Origin of the sequence: Nonomuraea spiralis (assembly GCF_014648435.1) — a bacterium.
Classification (GTDB): Bacteria; Actinomycetota; Actinomycetes; order Streptosporangiales; family Streptosporangiaceae; genus Nonomuraea; species Nonomuraea spiralis.
The window spans coordinates 1-17,182 of sequence record NZ_BMRC01000049.1 but is presented as its reverse complement, the minus strand read 5'-3'; the positions used below and the strand labels follow the sequence as shown (position 1 = coordinate 17,182).

Annotated in this window: 17 protein-coding genes and 1 pseudogene; 9 read left to right on the top strand and 9 right to left on the bottom strand. The window is 71.0% G+C overall.

Annotation, left to right across the window (positions count from 1 at the left end; translation table 11 throughout):
- Positions 1 to 249: 249 nt before the first annotated feature.
- Positions 250 to 525, bottom strand: a pseudogene (locus IEZ27_RS50580) (integrase core domain-containing protein); the annotation flags it as partial.
- Between the two features lie 693 nt (positions 526 to 1,218).
- Between IEZ27_RS50580 and IEZ27_RS50575 the strand changes: the two are divergent.
- Together IEZ27_RS50575 and IEZ27_RS55200 are read left to right on the top strand one after the other, a co-directional pair.
- Positions 1,219 to 2,127 (top strand): helix-turn-helix domain-containing protein, encoded by a 909-nt coding sequence (locus IEZ27_RS50575; protein WP_189653818.1) that lies wholly within the window; start codon positions 1,219 to 1,221, stop codon positions 2,125 to 2,127.
- 103 nt (positions 2,128 to 2,230) lie between these two features.
- Positions 2,231 to 2,362 carry a hypothetical protein gene (locus IEZ27_RS55200; protein WP_268246136.1) on the top strand — a complete coding sequence of 44 codons (132 nt, stop codon included), beginning with the start codon at positions 2,231 to 2,233 and terminating at the stop codon, positions 2,360 to 2,362.
- 282 nt (positions 2,363 to 2,644) lie between these two features.
- Here the strand turns inward: IEZ27_RS55200 and IEZ27_RS50570 are convergent, their stop codons facing one another.
- Genes IEZ27_RS50570 through IEZ27_RS50555 form a run of 4 tightly spaced genes read right to left on the bottom strand, consistent with a single transcriptional unit; the run spans position 2,645 to position 7,778 of the window.
- Complete coding sequence (locus tag IEZ27_RS50570) at positions 2,645 to 5,404, bottom strand: ATP-binding protein (RefSeq protein WP_189653817.1); 2,760 nt, start codon at positions 5,402 to 5,404, stop codon at positions 2,645 to 2,647.
- 16 nt (positions 5,405 to 5,420) lie between these two features.
- On the bottom strand, positions 5,421 to 6,293 hold the full coding sequence (locus IEZ27_RS50565) for an alpha/beta fold hydrolase (RefSeq protein ID WP_189653816.1): 873 nt from the start codon (positions 6,291 to 6,293) through the stop codon (positions 5,421 to 5,423).
- Between the two features lie 13 nt (positions 6,294 to 6,306).
- Positions 6,307 to 6,942 carry a VOC family protein gene (locus IEZ27_RS50560; RefSeq protein ID WP_189653815.1) on the bottom strand — a complete coding sequence of 212 codons (636 nt, stop codon included), beginning with the start codon at positions 6,940 to 6,942 and terminating at the stop codon, positions 6,307 to 6,309.
- Positions 6,943 to 6,947: 5 nt separating this feature from the next.
- Positions 6,948 to 7,778 carry an alpha/beta fold hydrolase gene (locus IEZ27_RS50555; protein ID WP_189653814.1) on the bottom strand — a complete coding sequence of 277 codons (831 nt, stop codon included), beginning with the start codon at positions 7,776 to 7,778 and terminating at the stop codon, positions 6,948 to 6,950.
- Between the two features lie 168 nt (positions 7,779 to 7,946).
- Here IEZ27_RS50555 and IEZ27_RS50550 point away from each other — a divergent pair, with 168 nt between their 5' ends.
- Positions 7,947 to 9,281, top strand: a complete 1,335-nt coding sequence (locus IEZ27_RS50550; RefSeq protein ID WP_189653813.1) for a dihydrolipoyl dehydrogenase family protein — start codon at positions 7,947 to 7,949, stop codon at positions 9,279 to 9,281.
- Between the two features lies 1 nt (position 9,282).
- On the opposite strand, the gene IEZ27_RS50545 is transcribed toward IEZ27_RS50550, so the two are convergent.
- On the bottom strand, positions 9,283 to 9,624 hold the full coding sequence (locus IEZ27_RS50545; protein ID WP_189653812.1) for an SbtR family transcriptional regulator: 342 nt from the start codon (positions 9,622 to 9,624) through the stop codon (positions 9,283 to 9,285).
- Positions 9,625 to 9,741: 117 nt separating this feature from the next.
- Between IEZ27_RS50545 and IEZ27_RS50540 the strand changes: the two genes are divergently transcribed.
- From IEZ27_RS50540 to IEZ27_RS50530, 3 genes are all read left to right on the top strand, one after another.
- Positions 9,742 to 10,647 (top strand): NmrA family NAD(P)-binding protein, encoded by a 906-nt coding sequence (locus tag IEZ27_RS50540; RefSeq protein ID WP_189653811.1) that lies wholly within the window; start codon positions 9,742 to 9,744, stop codon positions 10,645 to 10,647.
- Positions 10,648 to 11,674: 1,027 nt separating this feature from the next.
- On the top strand, positions 11,675 to 12,034 hold the full coding sequence (locus IEZ27_RS50535) for a hypothetical protein (RefSeq protein ID WP_189653810.1): 360 nt from the start codon (positions 11,675 to 11,677) through the stop codon (positions 12,032 to 12,034).
- A gap of 455 nt (positions 12,035 to 12,489) precedes the next feature.
- Positions 12,490 to 13,101: a LysR substrate-binding domain-containing protein gene (locus IEZ27_RS50530; RefSeq protein ID WP_189653809.1), complete on the top strand. Its 612-nt coding sequence runs from the start codon at positions 12,490 to 12,492 to the stop codon at positions 13,099 to 13,101.
- On the opposite strand, the gene IEZ27_RS50525 is transcribed toward IEZ27_RS50530, so the two are convergent.
- The gene (locus tag IEZ27_RS50525; protein WP_189653808.1) at positions 13,089 to 13,448 is read right to left on the bottom strand and encodes a hypothetical protein; all 360 of its coding nucleotides are present in this window, start codon (positions 13,446 to 13,448) and stop codon (positions 13,089 to 13,091) included. The genes IEZ27_RS50530 and IEZ27_RS50525 overlap by 13 nt on opposite strands.
- 128 nt (positions 13,449 to 13,576) lie before the next feature.
- The gene (locus IEZ27_RS50520; RefSeq protein ID WP_189653807.1) at positions 13,577 to 13,876 is read right to left on the bottom strand and encodes a putative quinol monooxygenase; all 300 of its coding nucleotides are present in this window, start codon (positions 13,874 to 13,876) and stop codon (positions 13,577 to 13,579) included.
- A gap of 150 nt (positions 13,877 to 14,026) precedes the next feature.
- Between IEZ27_RS50520 and IEZ27_RS50515 the strand changes: the two genes are divergently transcribed.
- From IEZ27_RS50515 to IEZ27_RS50505, 3 genes are all read left to right on the top strand, one after another.
- Positions 14,027 to 14,893, top strand: a complete 867-nt coding sequence (locus IEZ27_RS50515) for a helix-turn-helix domain-containing protein (protein WP_189653806.1) — start codon at positions 14,027 to 14,029, stop codon at positions 14,891 to 14,893.
- Between the two features lie 106 nt (positions 14,894 to 14,999).
- Positions 15,000 to 15,596, top strand: coding sequence for a cadmium resistance transporter (locus tag IEZ27_RS50510; RefSeq protein WP_189653805.1), 597 nt, complete (start codon positions 15,000 to 15,002; stop codon positions 15,594 to 15,596).
- Between the two features lie 119 nt (positions 15,597 to 15,715).
- Positions 15,716 to 16,237: a hypothetical protein gene (locus IEZ27_RS50505; protein WP_189653804.1), complete on the top strand. Its 522-nt coding sequence runs from the start codon at positions 15,716 to 15,718 to the stop codon at positions 16,235 to 16,237.
- A gap of 48 nt (positions 16,238 to 16,285) precedes the next feature.
- On the opposite strand, the gene IEZ27_RS50500 is transcribed toward IEZ27_RS50505, so the two are convergent.
- A complete protein-coding gene (locus tag IEZ27_RS50500; protein WP_189653803.1) occupies positions 16,286 to 17,047 on the bottom strand; it encodes a hypothetical protein in 762 nt (253 codons plus the stop codon).
- Between the last annotated feature and the right edge of the window lie 135 nt (positions 17,048 to 17,182).

The following is a 17,182-nucleotide window of genomic DNA, read 5'->3' as shown; positions in this document are numbered from 1 at the left end:
GACAGAAAGACCTGACCAGGCCCCGGCCTGCGAGCGCGCACCCTTGTCGGGTAAGTCCAGGAAAGGGAACTGTGGCGCAAACGATCGACAAGCTGCCGCGATACGCCGCCGAGCGAGCCGAGAGCGCCGACGCTCAACCGAACGCTCTGGCACTGGCACCAGCGCCCTCTTGACCAAGCGGCCAGCTCGATGTCGGCGAAGTCGACCTCCTTCAGCAGGGGATCGAACGGATCCGGCCGATGACGTGGCTCATCGGTGGCGTACGCGCCGAAGGTTGGGTACGCGGCTGGCGGGTGGCAAGCCGTTCAGGGCGGTGTGTCCGCGGTGGTGATTGTAGGTGTGCAGCCACGCCGGCAGGGCTGCTCGGCGTGCCGTTTCTGAGGCGTATGGCTGGGCGTAGGCCCGTTCGTCGAGCAGGGTGCGGTTGAAGCGTTCGGCCTTGCCGTTGGTCTGCGGCCGGTAGGGGCGGGTGCGCTTGTGGGTGATGCCGGCTTTGGCGAGGGTGTCGGGCCACAGGTGGGAGCGGTCGGCCCAGCGGCGGGCGGTGGTGACGGCGACCTGGAAGCGTTCAGCGGCTCGGCGCAGCGGCCATCCGTCCTCGACGACACAGCGGGCCAGGCGCAGGCGTCCGAGTTCGGTCAGCGGCGCGTTACGGTGGGGCATGAGGGCCTTTCTGGTCGGCGTGTAGATGTCGCAATCCACACCGAACCGAAGGCCCTCACCCCTTTATAAGATCATCGACATCGTGTCGTGCCCGTACCTAACCTCTGTGGTCAGTACACCTAGATGCCTGGTCAGGGCATGTTTTCGGCTCTAGGGCAGCCTCCGGACCCAGAGGGGCCAGCCTGTCGAGGCGGAACTGGCCAAGCTCGACACCAGCGGCTGGCGGCCTCTGCGGCCCGCCCAACTGCGGGAGCTGGGGCTGACCCCGTGAACTGAGGTCCCTGAGAAAGGCGAGAGCCCCGTCCCACCCCAAGGCAAGCCAGGTGAGGGTGGGGCCCAGTGGGTTGGTGGCGCACGGGTTTTTGGGCTCGGCGCGGGCGGGGCAGGAACGGCGAGTTCGATCTCGATGACCAGCGCACCGAGGGCTTCCTTCCCGGGGGCCGTAGATGCGGCGGATGTTGCACTCGGTCCGCGCCCCGTCAACGGCTGCTCTACGGCGAGAATTTCTGACAAATCGCTTGAGGTTCCACCAGATGGAAGGTGCACATTCAAGCCATGAACGACGTGACGGGTCTTTACACGATCGGGCAGTTGGCCCAGCGTACGGGGCTGCAGGCGCGCACGATCCGCTTCTGGTCCGATAGCGGCGTCGTCCCTCCGGTCCAGAGGTCGGAGGGCGGGTACCGGCTCTATGACGCGGAGGCGGTCGTCCGGCTGGACCTGGTCCGGACGCTTCGCGATCTCGGGCTCGGTCTTGATGCCGTCCAGCAGGTGCTGGAGAAGCGAGCCACGCTGAGCGAAGTGGCGGACCTGCACGTCAAAGCGCTCGATGCCGAGATCCGTACCCTCAAGATTCGCCGGTCCGTCCTGCGCATACTCGCCCACCGTGACAGCTCTACCAAGGAGATCGCATTGATCAACGCGCTAGCCCGGCTCTCGGCACGGGAACGCCAGCAGATCATCGACGACTTCGTCGACCGCGTGTTCGCCGACGTCGTCGATGAGGACGCCACGCTCGTCGCGGGATGGATGCGTGATCTCCCGTCCGATCTCCCGGAAGACCCGACCTCCGAACAGATCGACGCGTGGGTGGAACTGGCCGAGCTGGCGGGAGAGGAGAGCTTCCAGCAGACGGTCCGCCGAATGGTCCTCAGCGGCGAGGAGAACAACCGCCTGGAGTACGGTCTCAACCTCCGGCCCCTGGTCCTCGAGCACGCGGGCGCCGCTCTGTCGCGCGGCATCGCGCCGGAGTCGACCGGGGCGAGCCTGATCCTGAAGCGGATCATCCCCGACGACCTTCCCGCAGAGGAGACCGCCGCCCTGATCACGTGGCTGGACATGGTCGCTGAGCCCCGAGTTGAGCGGTACTGGCAGCTCCTGAGCATCCTCAAGGGCCAGAAGCCATCCCCACCGGCGGTCCCGGCCTTCGCATGGCTGCTGGCCGCACTGCGCGCCCACCGCTGATCCATCCCCCGCACCTTCCGACCCCGTATTCTTCACCGCACCCGCCAGGCAAACCCGTGTCTCCGTTCTCGGCACGATCTTCTTCTCCGTTTCGGACTCCCGGATGAGCGAGGGGGCTGCCGCGCTCAGGGCCGCGACCTCGTACGCCATCGTGGTGGCCGTCGCGTTGGTGGTTGGCGCGGCGCTGTTCACGTTGCTGCTGCCGAAGAAGGCGGTGCGGCACGGCGAGGTGTGACATCCGCCTGAACCAGACCGGCGATGAGGTCCCGGCCGCCGCCCGCCAGGCAGCGCCCACGATCAGACCTACACGCGCGAAGGCCAGCTCCATCTCCGACTGGACTCCGGCCACCCGCAGAATCCGGCATCCGGCGGCCACTCCGGCGAGGTGCTCGATCAGCGCGGTCCTACCCACGCCCGGATCGCCGCGCAGGACCAGGACCCGGCTCTCGCCCGTCTTGACCGCGTTGACGACCTGCACGACGACGTGGCGCTCTTTGCTCCTGCCGTACTCGGTCAATCAACGCATTCTGCGGGGCGGACGGAGCGGCGCGTCGCGGAGTTCCCTGCGCGAGGTGATGCCGAGCTTGCCGAAGACCTTGCGTAGGTGCCATTCGACGGTGCGGGCACTGATGTACAGCTCGGCGCCGATCTCGGCGTTGGTGCGCCCGTCTCTGGCCATCCGGGCGACCTGCTCCTCTTGCGGGGTGAGGTCGTCGGCGGTGTCGGCGGTGCGCTTGCGGACCTTCTCCCCCGTCGCCAGCAGCTCGTGCCTGGCCCGTTCCGCGAAGCCGTCGGCGCCCATCGCGATGAACTCCTCGTAGGCCTGCTTGAGTTGCTGACGGGCGGCCACCCGGCTGCGCTCACGGCGCAGCCACTCGCCGTACACCAGCCGGGTGCGAGCCAGCTCGAACCTCAACCGGGTACGGCTGAGCCGCTCAACGGCCTCGGCGTAGGACCGGTCGGCCTCGCCGCCGTGGCTGACGAGAGCACGAGCGCGGGCCTGCAGGCCGAGCCCCCACTCCAGGTCCGAACCTGCGGTGTAGGTGCCGAGACGGGCAAGGGCCGTTTCCGCGGTCGCGGTCGCGCCGCTGCGGACCGCGGCTTCGACCAGGTCGGGCAGGGCCTGTGCGGTGAACGGGCCGAGGTCGCCGCTCGCGGCCTGTTCGGCGGCGGCCGTCGCCTCGGCGTAGTGCCCGAGGCCCAGGTGGAGCAAGGCGGTGGCGCGCTCGGTGAAGTACAGGCCGAGCCCTTCGCCACGCGCGCTCGCCTCGGCGGCGGCTTCCGTCAGCAGCGGCAGTGCCTGCGCCGCGCGGCCTTGATAGGCGAGGAGGAAGAAGTCGCCGTATGAGGCCCTGCGAGTGCCCGTGGCCTCCTTGACCGTCGACTCCTCCAGGCCCAGCTCACGGGCGTACGTCACGTCGCCGCGCCACAGCGCGATGACCCGGCGGACGTTCAGCGCGTTGATGAGCGGCACGAGCGCGCCGCCGGCGCGAGCCAGGTCGGCATGCCGGGCATTGGCCGCCTCCCAACCCTCGTAGTCCCACAGCGACAACGCGGCGTTCGCGACCAGCACGCCGTACCGCAGCCACAGATCGGCCGGCACGGCGTCGGCGAGGAACCCGGTGACCGCCTCGCGCAGCGAGGGCCGTCCCGCCTCGGTGCCGGCGGTGATGAGGGCGGCCAGGCCGTCGAGCAGATGATCGGCGGCGGTCGGCGTGCCGTTCAAGGGCGGCGTCGCGGCGGAGACGGCGGGCAGGTCGCCCCCGGGAACGGCGAGACGACCGGCGACGAGGGCCGCGCTCCAGGCGTCGAGCAGCGTGTGCCTGGCGAGGCTGCCGTCCAGGGGTTCGAGCCGTTCGGCGGCGCGCAGCAGCGCCGCCGGAGCCTCGCGCCCGGAGTGGGCGGCGCGGTCGGTGAGCCCGCGGATCAGGTAGATCCGGGCGCTCTGCAGATCGTCGACCGGGAGGGCTTCGGCGCGGGCGAGCATGGCGAGCACGGATGCGAAGTCACCCGCGTCGAGCGCGGCCCGGGACGCGGCGAGCGTGCGCTCGATCTTGAGCCCGGGGTCGATGGTCAGCTCGGCAGAGCGCCGCAGCAGCGCCGCGGCGGCCGCGATCCCGCCCCGGGACTCCGCCCCTTCCGCGACGTCGGCGAGTTCGGCCGCGAGCCGCTCGTCCGGCCCTGTCGCCGCCGCGGCCAGGTGCCAGACCCGGCGCCGTCGATCGCCGCCGCTCTCCGACGCGCCGGCCAGCGCACGGTGTACGGCCCGCCGCGCCTCGGGGTCGCCGGCGGCGTAGGCGGCGGAACGCACCAGCGGATGCCGGAACCTGACGTTCCCGCCGATCTCGACGAGCTGCGCCTCCTGCGCCGGGACCGCCTGCTCGGCTCCGAGGCCGAGGGCCTGCGCGGCGCGCCAGAACAGGGCGGCGTCACCGGTGGGGTCGGCCGCCGCCAGCAGGAGCAGCAGCCGGGTGGGCTCCGGAAGCGCGCGGATGCGTTGTTCGTACCGCTCCTGGAGCGCACCGGTCCCGACGGACGGGAGCGCGAAGCCGCCGAGCAGTTCGGCCCGGCCGCTGTGTGACAGCTCCAGCAGGGCCAGGGGGTTGCCACGCGTCTCGGCCACGATGCGGTCGGCGACCCTGGCGTCGAGGAGGCCAGGAGTGGTCGCGGTCAGGAGCGCCCTGGCGTCCTCCTCGGCCAGCCCGTCGACGGTCAGCTCGGGCAGTCCGGTCAGCTCGGGCAGTCCGGTCAGGAGGGTGTCCTGGCCGGGCTCCCTGACCGCGAAGACCAGCAGCACCGATTCGGCGTGCAGCCGCCTGGCGACGAAGCCGAGCACCTGCCGGGTGGCCACGTCGAGCCACTGGGCGTCGTCCACGAGGCAGACGAGCGGCCGTTCCTCGGCCGCTTCCGCCAGGAGGCTCAGCACCGCCAGCCCGAGGACGAGCTTGCCGGGGGCCGCTCCTGAGGCGTTGCCGAACGCCACGTCGATCGCTTGCCGCTGCGGCTCGGGGAGCGTCGCGGCCGAGGCGAGCACGGGGGCGCAGAGCTGGTGGAGCGCGGCGAACGGCAGGTCGAGCTCGGACTCGACGCCGGTGATCCTGGCGATCCGGCAACCGGAAGCCCGCTCCTCCAGATAGCGCAGGAGCGTGGTCTTGCCCGCGCCCGCCTCGCCGCGCAGGACGAGGACGGCGCTCTCGCCGTCCTCGACGCGAAGCAGCGCCTGATCCAGCCGCTCACGTTCGTGCCGGCGGCCTTGGAGGATCGGCGCTGCTGCCACGCCTCGATTCTAGTGATCACCCTCGGGCCGGGACCAGATCGTTGAGGAACCCCTCGACGAGCTCCGCGAACTGGCGCGGGTACTGGAACAGGAACCCGTGCCCGGCGTCGGAGAAGATCCGCAGCCGCGCGTTCGGCAGATGGTCGGCGAGCACCTGCGAGTTGATCGTCGGGATCATCGGATCGTTGTCGCCCGCGGCCACCAGCGTGGGCTGGGTGATCCCGGCCAGTCGGGCGAGACGGCCCGGATCCGGGATGCCCCACTCGACGATCGCGTCGTACTGGGCGCGGGCCACCCCGGGGCCGTTGGCCTTGTCGGGGTTCTCGGTCCTGCTGAAGACCCGCTGGGCGTACTGCACGCCGAGGGCGCGACTGCTCTCGGTGACGCCGAAGAAGATGTGCAACAGATCGTCGAGCTCAGCCTCGTCCTTGTTCGCGGCGCGCTCGATGTCGAGCGTCCAGCCGTGCATCTGGCGTCCGCCTCTGGGGCCGGTTCCCGCCAGCACGATCCGCCTGACGCCGCGCGGCCTGAGCAGGGCGATCTCCTGGGCGACCATGCCGCCGAGCGAGAAGCCGAGCAGGTCGACCCTGGCGAGGCCGAGCGCGTCGAGGAAGGCGATGGCGTCCCTGGCCATCTCCGTCACCGTGGCGGGCACCTCGCCGCTGGAGCTTCCGACCCCGGCGTTGTCGAGCAGGATGACCTCTCGGCCGGCGGCGAGGGTGTCGACGAGGATCGGGTCCCAGTTGTCGAGGGTGCCGCGGAAGTGCTGGAGGAAGACCAGCGGCGGAGCGCCCGAGCCGGTGAGGCCGAAGCGGCGGTAGGCGTACGTCACGCCGTTGGCGGCGGTGACGTCGAGGATGGGCGCGGTGAGCTGCGTAGATGTGGTCATGATGAGTCCGTCCTTACCGGGGAAGTTCGTCGCCGTGCTGCTCCGCGGCCATGTAGGTCGCGTACCATTCCGGCCAGTTCTCGTCGTGGGCGCCGCCGTTGCGAGTCTCGTGCTCGCCGTGTGCCGCCGCCGCCCGCTTGAGCGCCTCGACCAGGTCGCTCCGCGAGACGTACGAGGTGGTGGCGGTGTCGACGCGGCCGGGGAAGCGGACCGTCACCTCCTGGAGCAGGAAGGTGTTGCCGTCCGGGTCGCGGAAGGTCGCGAAGGATCCGTAGCTGGCGCGGTCGGCGGCGAGCCCCTCGGCCTGGCCGTCCATGATCTGGCCGAACTGGGCTCCGGGAGCCTGCGGGTGGAATATCTCGCCGACCTCGGCGCCGAGGGCCACGAGCTGGTCGCGGGCGGCGGCGAGGTCCGGGACCACCAGGTAGACGCCTTCGGCGGTGCCGGGCTTCTGACCGGTGATCAGCGTGCCGAACTGGATGGACGCCGGCGAGCCGGGAGGCGTCACCTGAACGACCCGGAATCCGTTGTCGAAGGCGAAGTCGGCGTCGAGCCGCCAGCCGAGCGCCTGGTAGAACCGCTTCGAGCGGTCCACGTCGGCGACCGGGATGACGACGGCTTCGAGCTTGAGGTCCGCTGTGCTGTTCATGGTTGTCACCTTTCGGGGTTGGCGCGGTTGAGGTCCCACCACTCAAGGACCAGGGAGGCGTAGGTTTTCGGGGCTTCTTCCCAGATGAAGTGGCCCGCGTCGACGACGGCGAGGCTGCTGTGGGGCAGCCGGGCGGCGAGGAACTCGGCGTGGGCGGGCGGGACGACCTGGTCCCGCTCGGGGGCGATGATCCGCACCGGGGTCGGGATGGACGGCAGCAGCCGCTCCAGGGCTCTGAGCTCTTCGGGGTAGGCGCGGACGTACCGCATCGACTCGGCGAAGCGGCGCCCGCCGTAGGAGGTGAGGTAGTCCTCGCGCACGTGGTCAGGGAGCGGCGTCGCCGGGAAGATGTTGTCCAGGGTCGCGGCCATGATGGCGTCGGCGTTCTGCTCGTACCAGGTGAGGTCGGGGTCCTTCACCCAGCCCGCGAGCGGCTCACCGAGTTCGAGGTCGGCGGAGGCGCCGCCGCTGCCGATGACGACGCTGTGGAAACGGTCAGGCCGCAGGGCCGCCGCGAACAGCGAAGCGCTGGTGCCGATGTCGGGGCCGACGACGTGCACCTTGTCCAGTCCGAGCGCGTCCAGGATCCCGTGCACGAACGCGCCCGCCGCACGGGGAACGAGCACGTCGGGACGGCCCTGCGACTGCCCGAACCCGGGCAGGTCCACGGCCACCAGATGCGTGTCGGCCGCCAGGTCCGTCCAGGTCGGCTCGAAGGCGTACACACTCTCGGGCCAGGGGCTGAGCAGCAGCGCGTGCGTGTCGCGCGGCTCGCTCTCCGCGTACCGGACGGTGAGCCCGTCCACGGTGACGGTCTTGGTCTTGATCGGTTTCATGCCCGCTCCTTCTCGGTCGTGCTGCAGTGCTGTCAGCCTCGTCCGGCGGCGGTGGCGTCGCACCAGGGATGACCCCTGGCCCGGACCCGTGGGTGCCACGGGGGCGAATGCCCGGCATATCCGAGATGGTCGGAGCAGGAGGACGACACGAGCGGAAGGTGAGAGACCATGGAATGCGATGTCGTGGTGATCGGCCTGGGACCCGGCGGCGAACACGCGGCCACGAGCCTGGCCAAGGCCGGACTGTCAGTGGTCGGCGTGGATGAACGCCTCGTCGGCGGCGAATGCCCCTACTACGGGTGCATCCCCACCAAGATGATGATCGCCGCCGCCGACCGCCTCCGAACGGCACGCCACGCCGGCACGGCAGACGTCCGCCCCGACTGGAAGCCCGTCGCCGACCGCATCCGCGACGAGGCCACCGACGACTGGAACGACCAGGTCGCCGTCGACCGGCTCGTCGCCGCGGGCGCCCACTTCGCCCGAGGCCGAGGCCGGATCACCGCACCCCGCACGGTCACCGTCACCGCCCCCGACGGCGCGGCCACGTCCTGCACGGCCCGGCGCGGCATCGTGCTCAACACCGGCACCACCCCGTCTGCCCCGCCCGTCGCCGGCCTGGCCGACACCCCGTACTGGACCAACCGGGATGTGGTCCAGCTGACCGAGCTCCCCGCTTCTCTGGCGGTCCTTGGTGGTGGCGCGATCGGCAGCGAGATCGCCCAAGCCTTCGCCGCCTTCGAGGTGAAGGTGACCGTGATCGAAGCCGCCGACCGTATCCTCGCCGTCGAGGAGCCCGAGGCGTCGGCGGCCGTGGCGCAGGCGTTCGCCGAGGACGGCATCACCGTGCTCACCTCCGCACGCGCCGAACGGGTCGAGCACGACGACGACGGCTTCCGCGTTCAGCTGGCCGATCGGGTGGTCACCGCGGACCGGCTGCTGGTCGCGGCGGGACGCCGCAACAACCTCACCGGTCTGGGCCTGGAACACGTCGGCCTGGACCCGCAGTCCCGCGTGCTGGAGCCCGACGAGCGGATGCGGGTCGCCGACGGTGTGTGGGCCATCGGCGACATCACCGGCAAGGGCGCCTTCACCCACATGTCGATGTACCAGGCCGACCTCGTCATCCGCGACCTCACCGGAGCGGACGGCCCCTGGGCGGACTACCGCGCCGTCGGCCGCGTCACCTTCACCGCCCCCGAAGTCGGCTCCGTCGGACTGACCGAGGCCGCCGCCCGCGCCCGCGGCCTCGACGTCAAGACCGCCACCGGCGACCTCGGCACCCGAGGCTGGATCGCCGGCGAGTCAGGTCCCATCAAGCTGGTCGCCGCGCAGGGCGTGCTGGTCGGCGGCACCGTCGTCGGCAGCATGGGCGGTGAGGTGCTCTCCGCGCTGGTGACCGCGATCCACGCCCGGGTCCCGATCACCACTCTGGCCGACATGCACTTCGCCTACCCCACCTTCCACCGCGCCCTCCAACCCGTCCTGCGCGCCCTGCTCTGAGCTACGACCGCAGGCCGTCCATGGTGAGGTCCAGGAGCCGCCCGGCCTGGTCGCGCTGTTCCGGTTCGCCGGAGGCCGGCGCGATCCCGGTGAGCGCGGCGAACATGTCGGCCGCGCTGATGTCCGCCCGGATGCTCCCGGATCGGGCCCCTGCTTCCAGGAGGGACTCCAGCGTCAGCTCGTGGCTGTGGGCGTTCGGCGCGTCGCGCAGTTCCTTTCGGGAACCGAGGCCGAGGTTGGCCAAGACCTTGCGCAGGTGCCGTTCGACGGTGCGGGCGCTGAGGCACGGCTCGGCGCCGACCTCCGCGTCGGTGCGGCCGGTCTGTCTCCGCTCCTGGCTCATCGGACTCGGGCGTGGGTACACCTGCCGTGGGATCACGTTGCGCGATTCAGTGACACCCATATGCCCGTGCGATCGCACCTTCGTACAGATGGTCAACTACCAGGAAGAGATCGGCCGATGGTCGTCAGCAACCTTGTTCTCATCGCCGGGGTCGGCGGCGTCGGCCGTACGGTCCTGGACCGCCTGCGCGCGCAGGACGTGCCGGTGCGCGCATTGGTTCACCGGGACGATGACCGTGCCGCGGACCTGCGTGCGCGGGGCGCGGAGGTGGTCGTCGGCGATCTGACCCGGCCGGAGAGCGTCGCCGCCGCGCTGGAAGGAGCCGGGCGAATGTACTTCGCGATGCCCGTGTCGCCGGACCACCTGCTGGCGGCGACCGTGGTGGCCACCGTGGCCAAGGAGTACGGCAAGCTGGCGGGCCTGGTCGACATGTCGCAGATGACGGTGTCGCAGATGACCGCCACCAGCACCGCCGAGTCGCACCAGCAGCGGCTGCACTGGCTGGCGGAACAGGTGTTCGACTGGTCCGGCCTGCCGGTGGTGCACATCCGGCCGACGTCGTTCCTGGACAATCCGCTGTTCACCACACTGGCGGCCCGATCGATCCGGGAGAGCGGAACGATCGCTCTGCCGTTCGGCACCGGCCGCACGTCGCCGATCGCCGCAGACGACGTCGCCCGGGTGGTCGCCACCGTGCTGGCCGATCCGGTTCCGCACGTGGGGCACGTCTACGAGCTGACCGGGCCGCGCACGGTCGACATGACGGAGATGGCCGAGGAGTTCTCGCGAGCCTTGGGACGTACGGTGTCCTACCTCGACGTGCCCCTGGACCAATGGCGAACCGAGGTCCTTGCCAAGGCGGGCCTGCCGCCGCACACCGAGGAGCACATCGCCACCATGGCCCGGCTGCACCGCGAGAACCGCTACGACCGCGCCTCCGACGACGTCGAACGGGTGACCGGCGCGCCGGCCGGGACGATCGAGGCGTTCGTGGCCGCTCGCCGGGACTTCTACCTGGGCTGAACCGCCCCGATCGGAGCCCGAGAGGGGCATGTACATTCGGCGATCGCCGCGGGGTGTTCCTGAGCCACGGCGCCGTCAACCGGCACTTACGAGGGTGGCCACCTCGCGCGACGTCCTGACCTCGCTCGTCTCGTCGCCCAGTGGCCGGCCAGGTCAGGACCAGGGGTCGCTACGGGCGCGAGACACGGCGACGGCACGCGATCGTGAACACGTCAGCCCGCGTCACCGAACGGGCCACCCGCCAACCTTCAAGGAGTAGAGATGCTTGAGAAGTGCGCCTGCTTCGGGAACCGGCAAACCGGGACGCCAACTCCGTTCCAGAGTCATCCGCAAACGTTCAGCCTCCTGTTCGCCGCCAACTGTCACTGCTACAGGTACGCCGAGCTGTTCACCGGATACGACTTCTACGGCGGCTGCTTCGAAGTGCAGGTCAACACCAGCTGGCAGGCGATCCCGTCCTACGCCGCCAGGCAGGTCTCTCGGTCCGGAGCTGGGGCCGGTACGGAAGCGAACGGGTGTGGCTGTCCGACTCGGTCTACGGCGACGGCCTGGACTTCCCCGCCGGCAGTTGGTTCACGTACGTGGGTCTCATGGACGACAAGGTAGACGGCGTCGTCTTCCAGTGACCGCACGCCCGGCCAACGACTGAGGTGGCCTCGCCGCGGCACCAGGCCGATGAGCGGGCACTTCACCCCCCGCCTGATATTCCTCGACGGACGCATCGCCCCCACCACGCCCAGTTCGAGGCGCCGTCGCAGGCCACCGTGGACTCGTTCCGGCACAACCTGTCGGCACAGCCGCCTCGGATCCCATCGCTCGCAGAGACGTCATGGCTTTCTCCTACGCCTCGATCCGGACCCGGTCGGAGGATGGCGGACGGTCCGCCACTCTCGATGCTGGCCCACTCAACCTCCTCGGCGTCGATTAGGCCCGCGACCTGGTCGAGCTCGTGAACGCGCTGCACGCCGCCCCAGTGACGTGCGTATCGTCGCGATCGACAGCACCTCGCCGGACTACTTTGCCGCGCATGTGGACTCGCGGCGGTTCCGCAGTACGCGGCGGAGGCGGCGAAGGCCGTCAGTCCCGGCGACGCCTCACTGGGCATGTTGCCGCACAGGCTGGCGCGATCATCGCGTGTGACTTCCTCGTCGTCGAAACGGTGCTTCTCAAGCGGCCGTACGTGCTGGTGTTCATCGAGCACGGCACCCGGCGACTGCACCTGGCCGGAGTCAGCAGACACCCGACCGGAGCATGGACCACGCAGCAAGCCCGCAATCTGGTCATGGACCTTGGCGACCATTTCGCCGGGCTTCGATTCGTCATCCACGATCGGGACCCGCTCCTCACCTCCGCCTTCCGGGAGGTACCACGGCTGCGGTCGATCTGAGCGCTTTCCTGGCAGAGCAGCATGGGCAGAGCAGGCTCATTGTGGACACCGACCCGCAGGGGCAGGCCGCCGTCGGTATCGACGCCTTTGATGTTGTCCTCGTGGACGCACCGCCCTCTGCCGGGGGTGGGGCCGGCCTCGATCGGGCACAGGGCGATGGCGAGTCGTCCTGCGGGTAACGGCTGCCCCGCCGGTTCGGTCTGAACAGACCGCCGAAGCGGACCACCGCGTTCTTCACCCCGACCATGCTCCAGCAGGGAAGCATGGTCGGCGGCCGCCGTTTGAGCAGGTGCTCAAGGCGATCCGCGCCCTGCGCGACCCCGATGCGCCCGATGCCGACGACGACGACGTCTGAAGATCCCTAGGATCGAAGCTCAGTGAATAGTGTCGTTGCCGGCGCCATCGAAGCGGGGACGAATCTCAGCAGATAATTACGCAGGCCACGATCCCGCGAGTTGCTCCGGGTCGCCGAGCGCGCGGTCGCGTCCGTACGGGCGGGCAGCCGTCCGCTGCGCGTCGACGTGCTCGCCTCGCGCAGCGCGGGGTCTGGCCTGATGCGCGGCTTCCACCGGGCGCACCCCGACGTCGAGCTGGACGTGGTGATGCTCTTCGACGTGGACACGGCCGTGGCCGCCATCCGGTCCGGCACGATCGACGCGTCCTTCCGCGCGGTCGGCGTGCCGGGCCGTCCGCTGCCCGAGGACGTCGAGTCCGCCTGGGTGGTCGACGAGGCCCTCCAGCTCCTCACCGGCCCCGGCCACGCGCTGGCCGACGCCCGGTCGGTGCCGCTCGCCCAGCTCGCCGGGCACCGGATCTGGATGCCCGGCCTCGCCCCCGGGACCGAGTGGACCGCCTACTACGACGACCTCGTCGCCGAGTTCGGCCTGACCATCGAGGCGACCGGGCCCGACTTCGGCTCCGACGCGCTCCTCGACACCGTCGCCGACACCCCGGCGCTGGTCGCCCTCCGCGCCCACCTGACCGCCGCGGGGACCGGTCGCCGCGCCGCCGGAACCTGGGTCCCGGCGTGGGCGCGGGCTTCCCGGGGTCCGGCTCAGCCTTCCTGAGGTCCTTGGGTGACCCAGTAGTCCTGGAGAAGGGTGTTCTTGGGACACCACTCCTCGCTGACGGACGTGCCGCCCACCATGGGGCCGGGCCGCTCGGGCTCGATGCCGCAGCGGATGTGCACCTGGTGCCAGTGCTGGTAGGTGCCCGCCGGGCAGACGGACCGGGCTCCGAACTGCTCGTACTTGATGACCGTGCCGCCGACGCGGTGGGTCTGCTCGGCCCGGCAGGGGCCGTCCGCCGCGGCCTGGTGGTGGGGGTTCGGGCCGGCCTGCGCCGGCCGGCCGAGCAGGGTCAGGGCTCCGGCGACGATGACTGCCGTGGTGGCGAGTGCGCCGCGTGCGTACATGGTGGGCTCCTCTGGTCGTGGACTTGCGGTGGACCACAGCGAAACAGCGCCGGGACGGTGTCCAACAGCACCTCGGCCGGACTCGGCCGACCCGGGACACCGCGCCGGCGACGCACGCGCAGCGCCCCTCAGGCCGGGACGTCGGTCAGCCGGCGCAGCGTGAACGGCTCCGCCAGGATCTCCTCCAGCACCTGGGCCACATGCTTGAAGTGCGGCAACGAGAAGTGATGGACGAGCGCGGCGTCGTCGGCCCACTCCTCCACGATGATCATGCGGTCGGGGCGCTCGGGGTCGGCGTAGGGCTGGTAGCCCAGGCAGCCCTCCTCCGCCAGGGACGGCTCGATCATGGCGTTCAGCTCCTGGCGCAGCCGTTCCTCCTGGCCCGGCTCGGCGCGGAACCCGGCGACGATGGTGAGCGTGTTCGACATGGCAGAACTCCTTCTTCGAGGGTGATACCGGCGATGTCCATGGTGGGGGCCTGGTCGCGGGCCACCCAGAGCTCTGTCCAGCCGGGGCCGCCCTTGCCTGGGTCTGACAGAACCAGGCAAGGGCCGACAAACGTCGCGATACTGGACGGCATGGATCGTGCACAGCAGCTCAGCGAGTTCCTCAAGAGCCGGCGTGCCCGGCTCGACCCCGACGCGCTGGGCCTGCCCGGCTTCGGCGGCCGGCGGCGGGTGCCCGGCCTGCGCCGCGAGGAGCTGGCCCTGCTGGCCGGCGTGAGCGTCGACTACTACACCCGGCTGGAACAGGGCCGGGCCCGCAACATCTCCGCCGAGGTGCTGACCGCCGTCGCCGAAGCGCTCGGCCTGGACGCCGACGAACGCGCGTACCTGCACAACCTCGCCAGGCCCACCGCCGCCCGCAGGCGTCCGCCGCGCCCCCAGAAGGTGGGCCCGGAGCTGCGCCAGGCGCTCCAGGCGCTGGCCGGGGTGCCCGCCTACGTCATCGGCCGCCGGCTGGACGTCCTGGCCTGGAACGAGCTCGCCCGGCTGCTGGTCGCCGACTTCGCCGCGCTGTCACCGTCCGAGCGGAACATGGCCCGGCTGGTCTTCCTCGACGACGCGGCCAGGGACCTCTACCCCGACTGGCCGGGCAAGGCCCGCGACACGGTCGCCAACCTCCGGTTCGACGCCGGCCGCCATCCCGACGACCCCGAGCTGGCCGCCCTGGTCGGCGAGCTGTCGCTGCACAGCGCCGACTTCCGCCGCCTGTGGGCCGACCAGGCCGTACGCGCCAAGACCCGGGGCCGCAAACGCTTCGCCCATCCGCTGCTCGGCGAGCTCGCCCTGGACTACGTGGCCATGCGCGCGCCCGACGACCCCGACCTGACGATGATGATCTACAGCGCCCCGCCGGGCTCCGACGCCGCCACGTCGCTGAACCTGCTGACCGGACTGGCCACCCCGCCCCCGCAGACCACGCCATCCCACCGAACCGTCTGATCGGTCACCCACGCCGGAACGACTCCGGCCGGGGACGTCGCCGCCCTCCGCGACGCCCTGGATAAGGTCATTCCGGGCACCCTCGGACAGAAAGAGCACCCCTCTGGTGAACCTGGGCATCGTCGGACAGGCCGCAGGGCTGTTCGCCGTCACCAACATCGACGACATCCTGATCCTGGCGCTGTTCTTCGCCCGGGGCGCGGGCCTGCGGGGTGCCGCCGGCCGGATCGTGGCGGGCCAGTACCTGGGCTTCCTCGCCCTCGTGGCGGTGGCCGTGGCGGCCGGCCTCGGGGCGACCTTCCTTCCCGAACGGCTCGTCCCGTACCTGGGGCTGCTCCCCCTCGTGCTGGGCGTCAAGGCCGCCTGGCAGGCGTGGAGGAACCGCCGCGACAGTGACGAACCCTCCGGCGGGCGCGCCGACGGGCCGAAGACGCTGGAGGTCGCCGCGGTCACCTTCGCCAACGGCGGCGACAACATCGGCGTGTACGTACCGGTCTTCGCCACCGCCGGGCCGGGCGGCACGAGCGTCCACGTCGTCGTGTTCCTCGTCCTGGTCGCCGTGTGGTGCGCGGCCGGACGGTTCTTCGCCACCCGCCCGCTCGTCGCCGGGGCCCTGAGCCGGTGGGGGCACGTCCTGCTGCCCGTGGTGCTGATCGGCATCGGTCTGCTCATCCTCGTCGAGGGCGGAGCCTTCGGGCTGTGAATCCGCGAAACTCCGGCGCGTCCCCGAGCCAATGATCGTGTGGCGGCGTCCAACGAGATCACGGCGCCAGAAGGGGCTCGGGTGTTCATCCGGTTGGGCGGCGCCTTCGGTGGCCGGGCGTGGTGACACGCAAACGCGCCCCGCGTGCGGCGCAGCGGATCGACGTGGCCCGCGTCCCCGACGACGTCGTGGCGCTCATCGACGCACTCGAACCCGGCGAGAGCCTGGTCCTCACGCGGGACGGCGCGTCGATCGCGACGATCTCCAGCACCGTCGACGTGGTCCAGGGCGCCGTCGTCGATCGCGCCGAGCCGGACGAGCCCGACGAGCCGGCGCCGGTCGACCACGACGCCGTGACCGTCGTGGCCACCGCGATGGAGCTGTCGAACGCGGCCCGCGTCGCGCTGTCCGCCCAGCTCGGGGCGGACTACGTGGTGCTCGACCTGCACGCGGCGCCGGCGACGGCCGACGTGCTGCTGGTACCCGCGGGCAGCCCGCAGCTGATCGCGGGTCTCCGGTCGATGTTCCCGAAGGCCCGCGTCGTCGTCACCGAGATCGAGGATCCCGAGCTCACCGGCGGCGGGGCAACTGGGACACCACTGCAGATCGCGCCTGCCGCGGAGGCCGACGAGAGCGAGTGAGGCCGCACGGCCCGGCCGCCGATGTCTCTCCTTCGGTTGAGCCGTCCGTCACTTCGACGGCGGCTGGGACGGCGGGCCGAACATGGTGGCGGTGTCGATGGTGGCGACGGCGCCCGAGCCCGTACGGATGGGTTCGCCGTCGGCGCCGATGAGAGGCAGGCGGTCCGGGAGCCTGCTCGGGTCGACCGCCCCCGTGCCGGTGATCCAGGACGGGCGCGGCGGCTGCGCCTGTGGCGTCTTCGCCTGGAGGCCGTACTTGGACGTGAGCCACACGTTGCCCGACGGCAGGGAACCGCCGTACCAGCCGCCGTCCCAGACGTATCCGAAGGCCAGCGTCGCGTACCAGGCGGTGCCGCAGGGGGCGGGGTTGGACCCCTCGCCGCTCCACATGTACCAGTCGGCGTGAGAGGTGGTGTTGGGGGTGTAATGCAAGCCGGAGTCCAGGCCCGGGCAGGCGCCCCAAACCTGGGTGTTCAGGTTGTAGACGAGCACGACTTGACGTATCGCGAGATTGCCGGCGGGCACGGCCCATCCACGGCCGCACGGGATGCCGTTGTTCGGCCCGTAGACGTTCGCCGCGGACGTCTGGTAGGAGCCGGCGTTGCCGTCGGAGAGGTCGAGCATCTCGGCGTAGACCAGGAGGCACAGGGAGTCCGAACGGTAGACCCAGTCCTCGTTGTGGCGGCCGTTGTCGGCGGCGTATGCCGGGGTCGTCGAGGTGGCCGCGACCAGGACGGCAGCGGCGGCGGCGCACAGGGCGCGGCGGGCCCGCCGGCCTGTCGCGCCGGGCTTCGGGGGGTGTCTTCGCATGACGTTCTCCTCAGCGGTGTGCGGGGGTGGCGGCCCCTCGGACGCCGGGGGCGGGCCGTTCGCTGTCATGATCGAGGGGCGCCGGGGTGCGCACAATCTCTTCGGCCAGGCACCGAACAGTTCCGCAGTCAACCG

Coding starts and splice junctions, on each gene's coding strand:
- IEZ27_RS50525 (WP_189653808.1), bottom strand. CDS start 13,448: ATGTACGCACGCGGCGCACTCGCCACCACGGCAGTCATCGTCGCCGGA.
- IEZ27_RS50545 (WP_189653812.1), bottom strand. CDS start 9,624: ATGAGCCAGGAGCGGAGACAGACCGGCCGCACCGACGCGGAGGTCGGC.
- IEZ27_RS50560 (WP_189653815.1), bottom strand. CDS start 6,942: ATGAACAGCACAGCGGACCTCAAGCTCGAAGCCGTCGTCATCCCGGTC.
- IEZ27_RS50520 (WP_189653807.1), bottom strand. CDS start 13,876: ATGTCGAACACGCTCACCATCGTCGCCGGGTTCCGCGCCGAGCCGGGC.
- IEZ27_RS50575 (WP_189653818.1), top strand. CDS start 1,219: ATGAACGACGTGACGGGTCTTTACACGATCGGGCAGTTGGCCCAGCGT.
- IEZ27_RS50540 (WP_189653811.1), top strand. CDS start 9,742: ATGGTCGTCAGCAACCTTGTTCTCATCGCCGGGGTCGGCGGCGTCGGC.
- IEZ27_RS55200 (WP_268246136.1), top strand. CDS start 2,231: ATGAGCGAGGGGGCTGCCGCGCTCAGGGCCGCGACCTCGTACGCCATC.
- IEZ27_RS50515 (WP_189653806.1), top strand. CDS start 14,027: ATGGATCGTGCACAGCAGCTCAGCGAGTTCCTCAAGAGCCGGCGTGCC.
- IEZ27_RS50555 (WP_189653814.1), bottom strand. CDS start 7,778: ATGAAACCGATCAAGACCAAGACCGTCACCGTGGACGGGCTCACCGTC.
- IEZ27_RS50550 (WP_189653813.1), top strand. CDS start 7,947: ATGGAATGCGATGTCGTGGTGATCGGCCTGGGACCCGGCGGCGAACAC.
- IEZ27_RS50535 (WP_189653810.1), top strand. CDS start 11,675: ATGTGGACTCGCGGCGGTTCCGCAGTACGCGGCGGAGGCGGCGAAGGC.
- IEZ27_RS50500 (WP_189653803.1), bottom strand. CDS start 17,047: ATGCGAAGACACCCCCCGAAGCCCGGCGCGACAGGCCGGCGGGCCCGC.
- IEZ27_RS50565 (WP_189653816.1), bottom strand. CDS start 6,293: ATGACCACATCTACGCAGCTCACCGCGCCCATCCTCGACGTCACCGCC.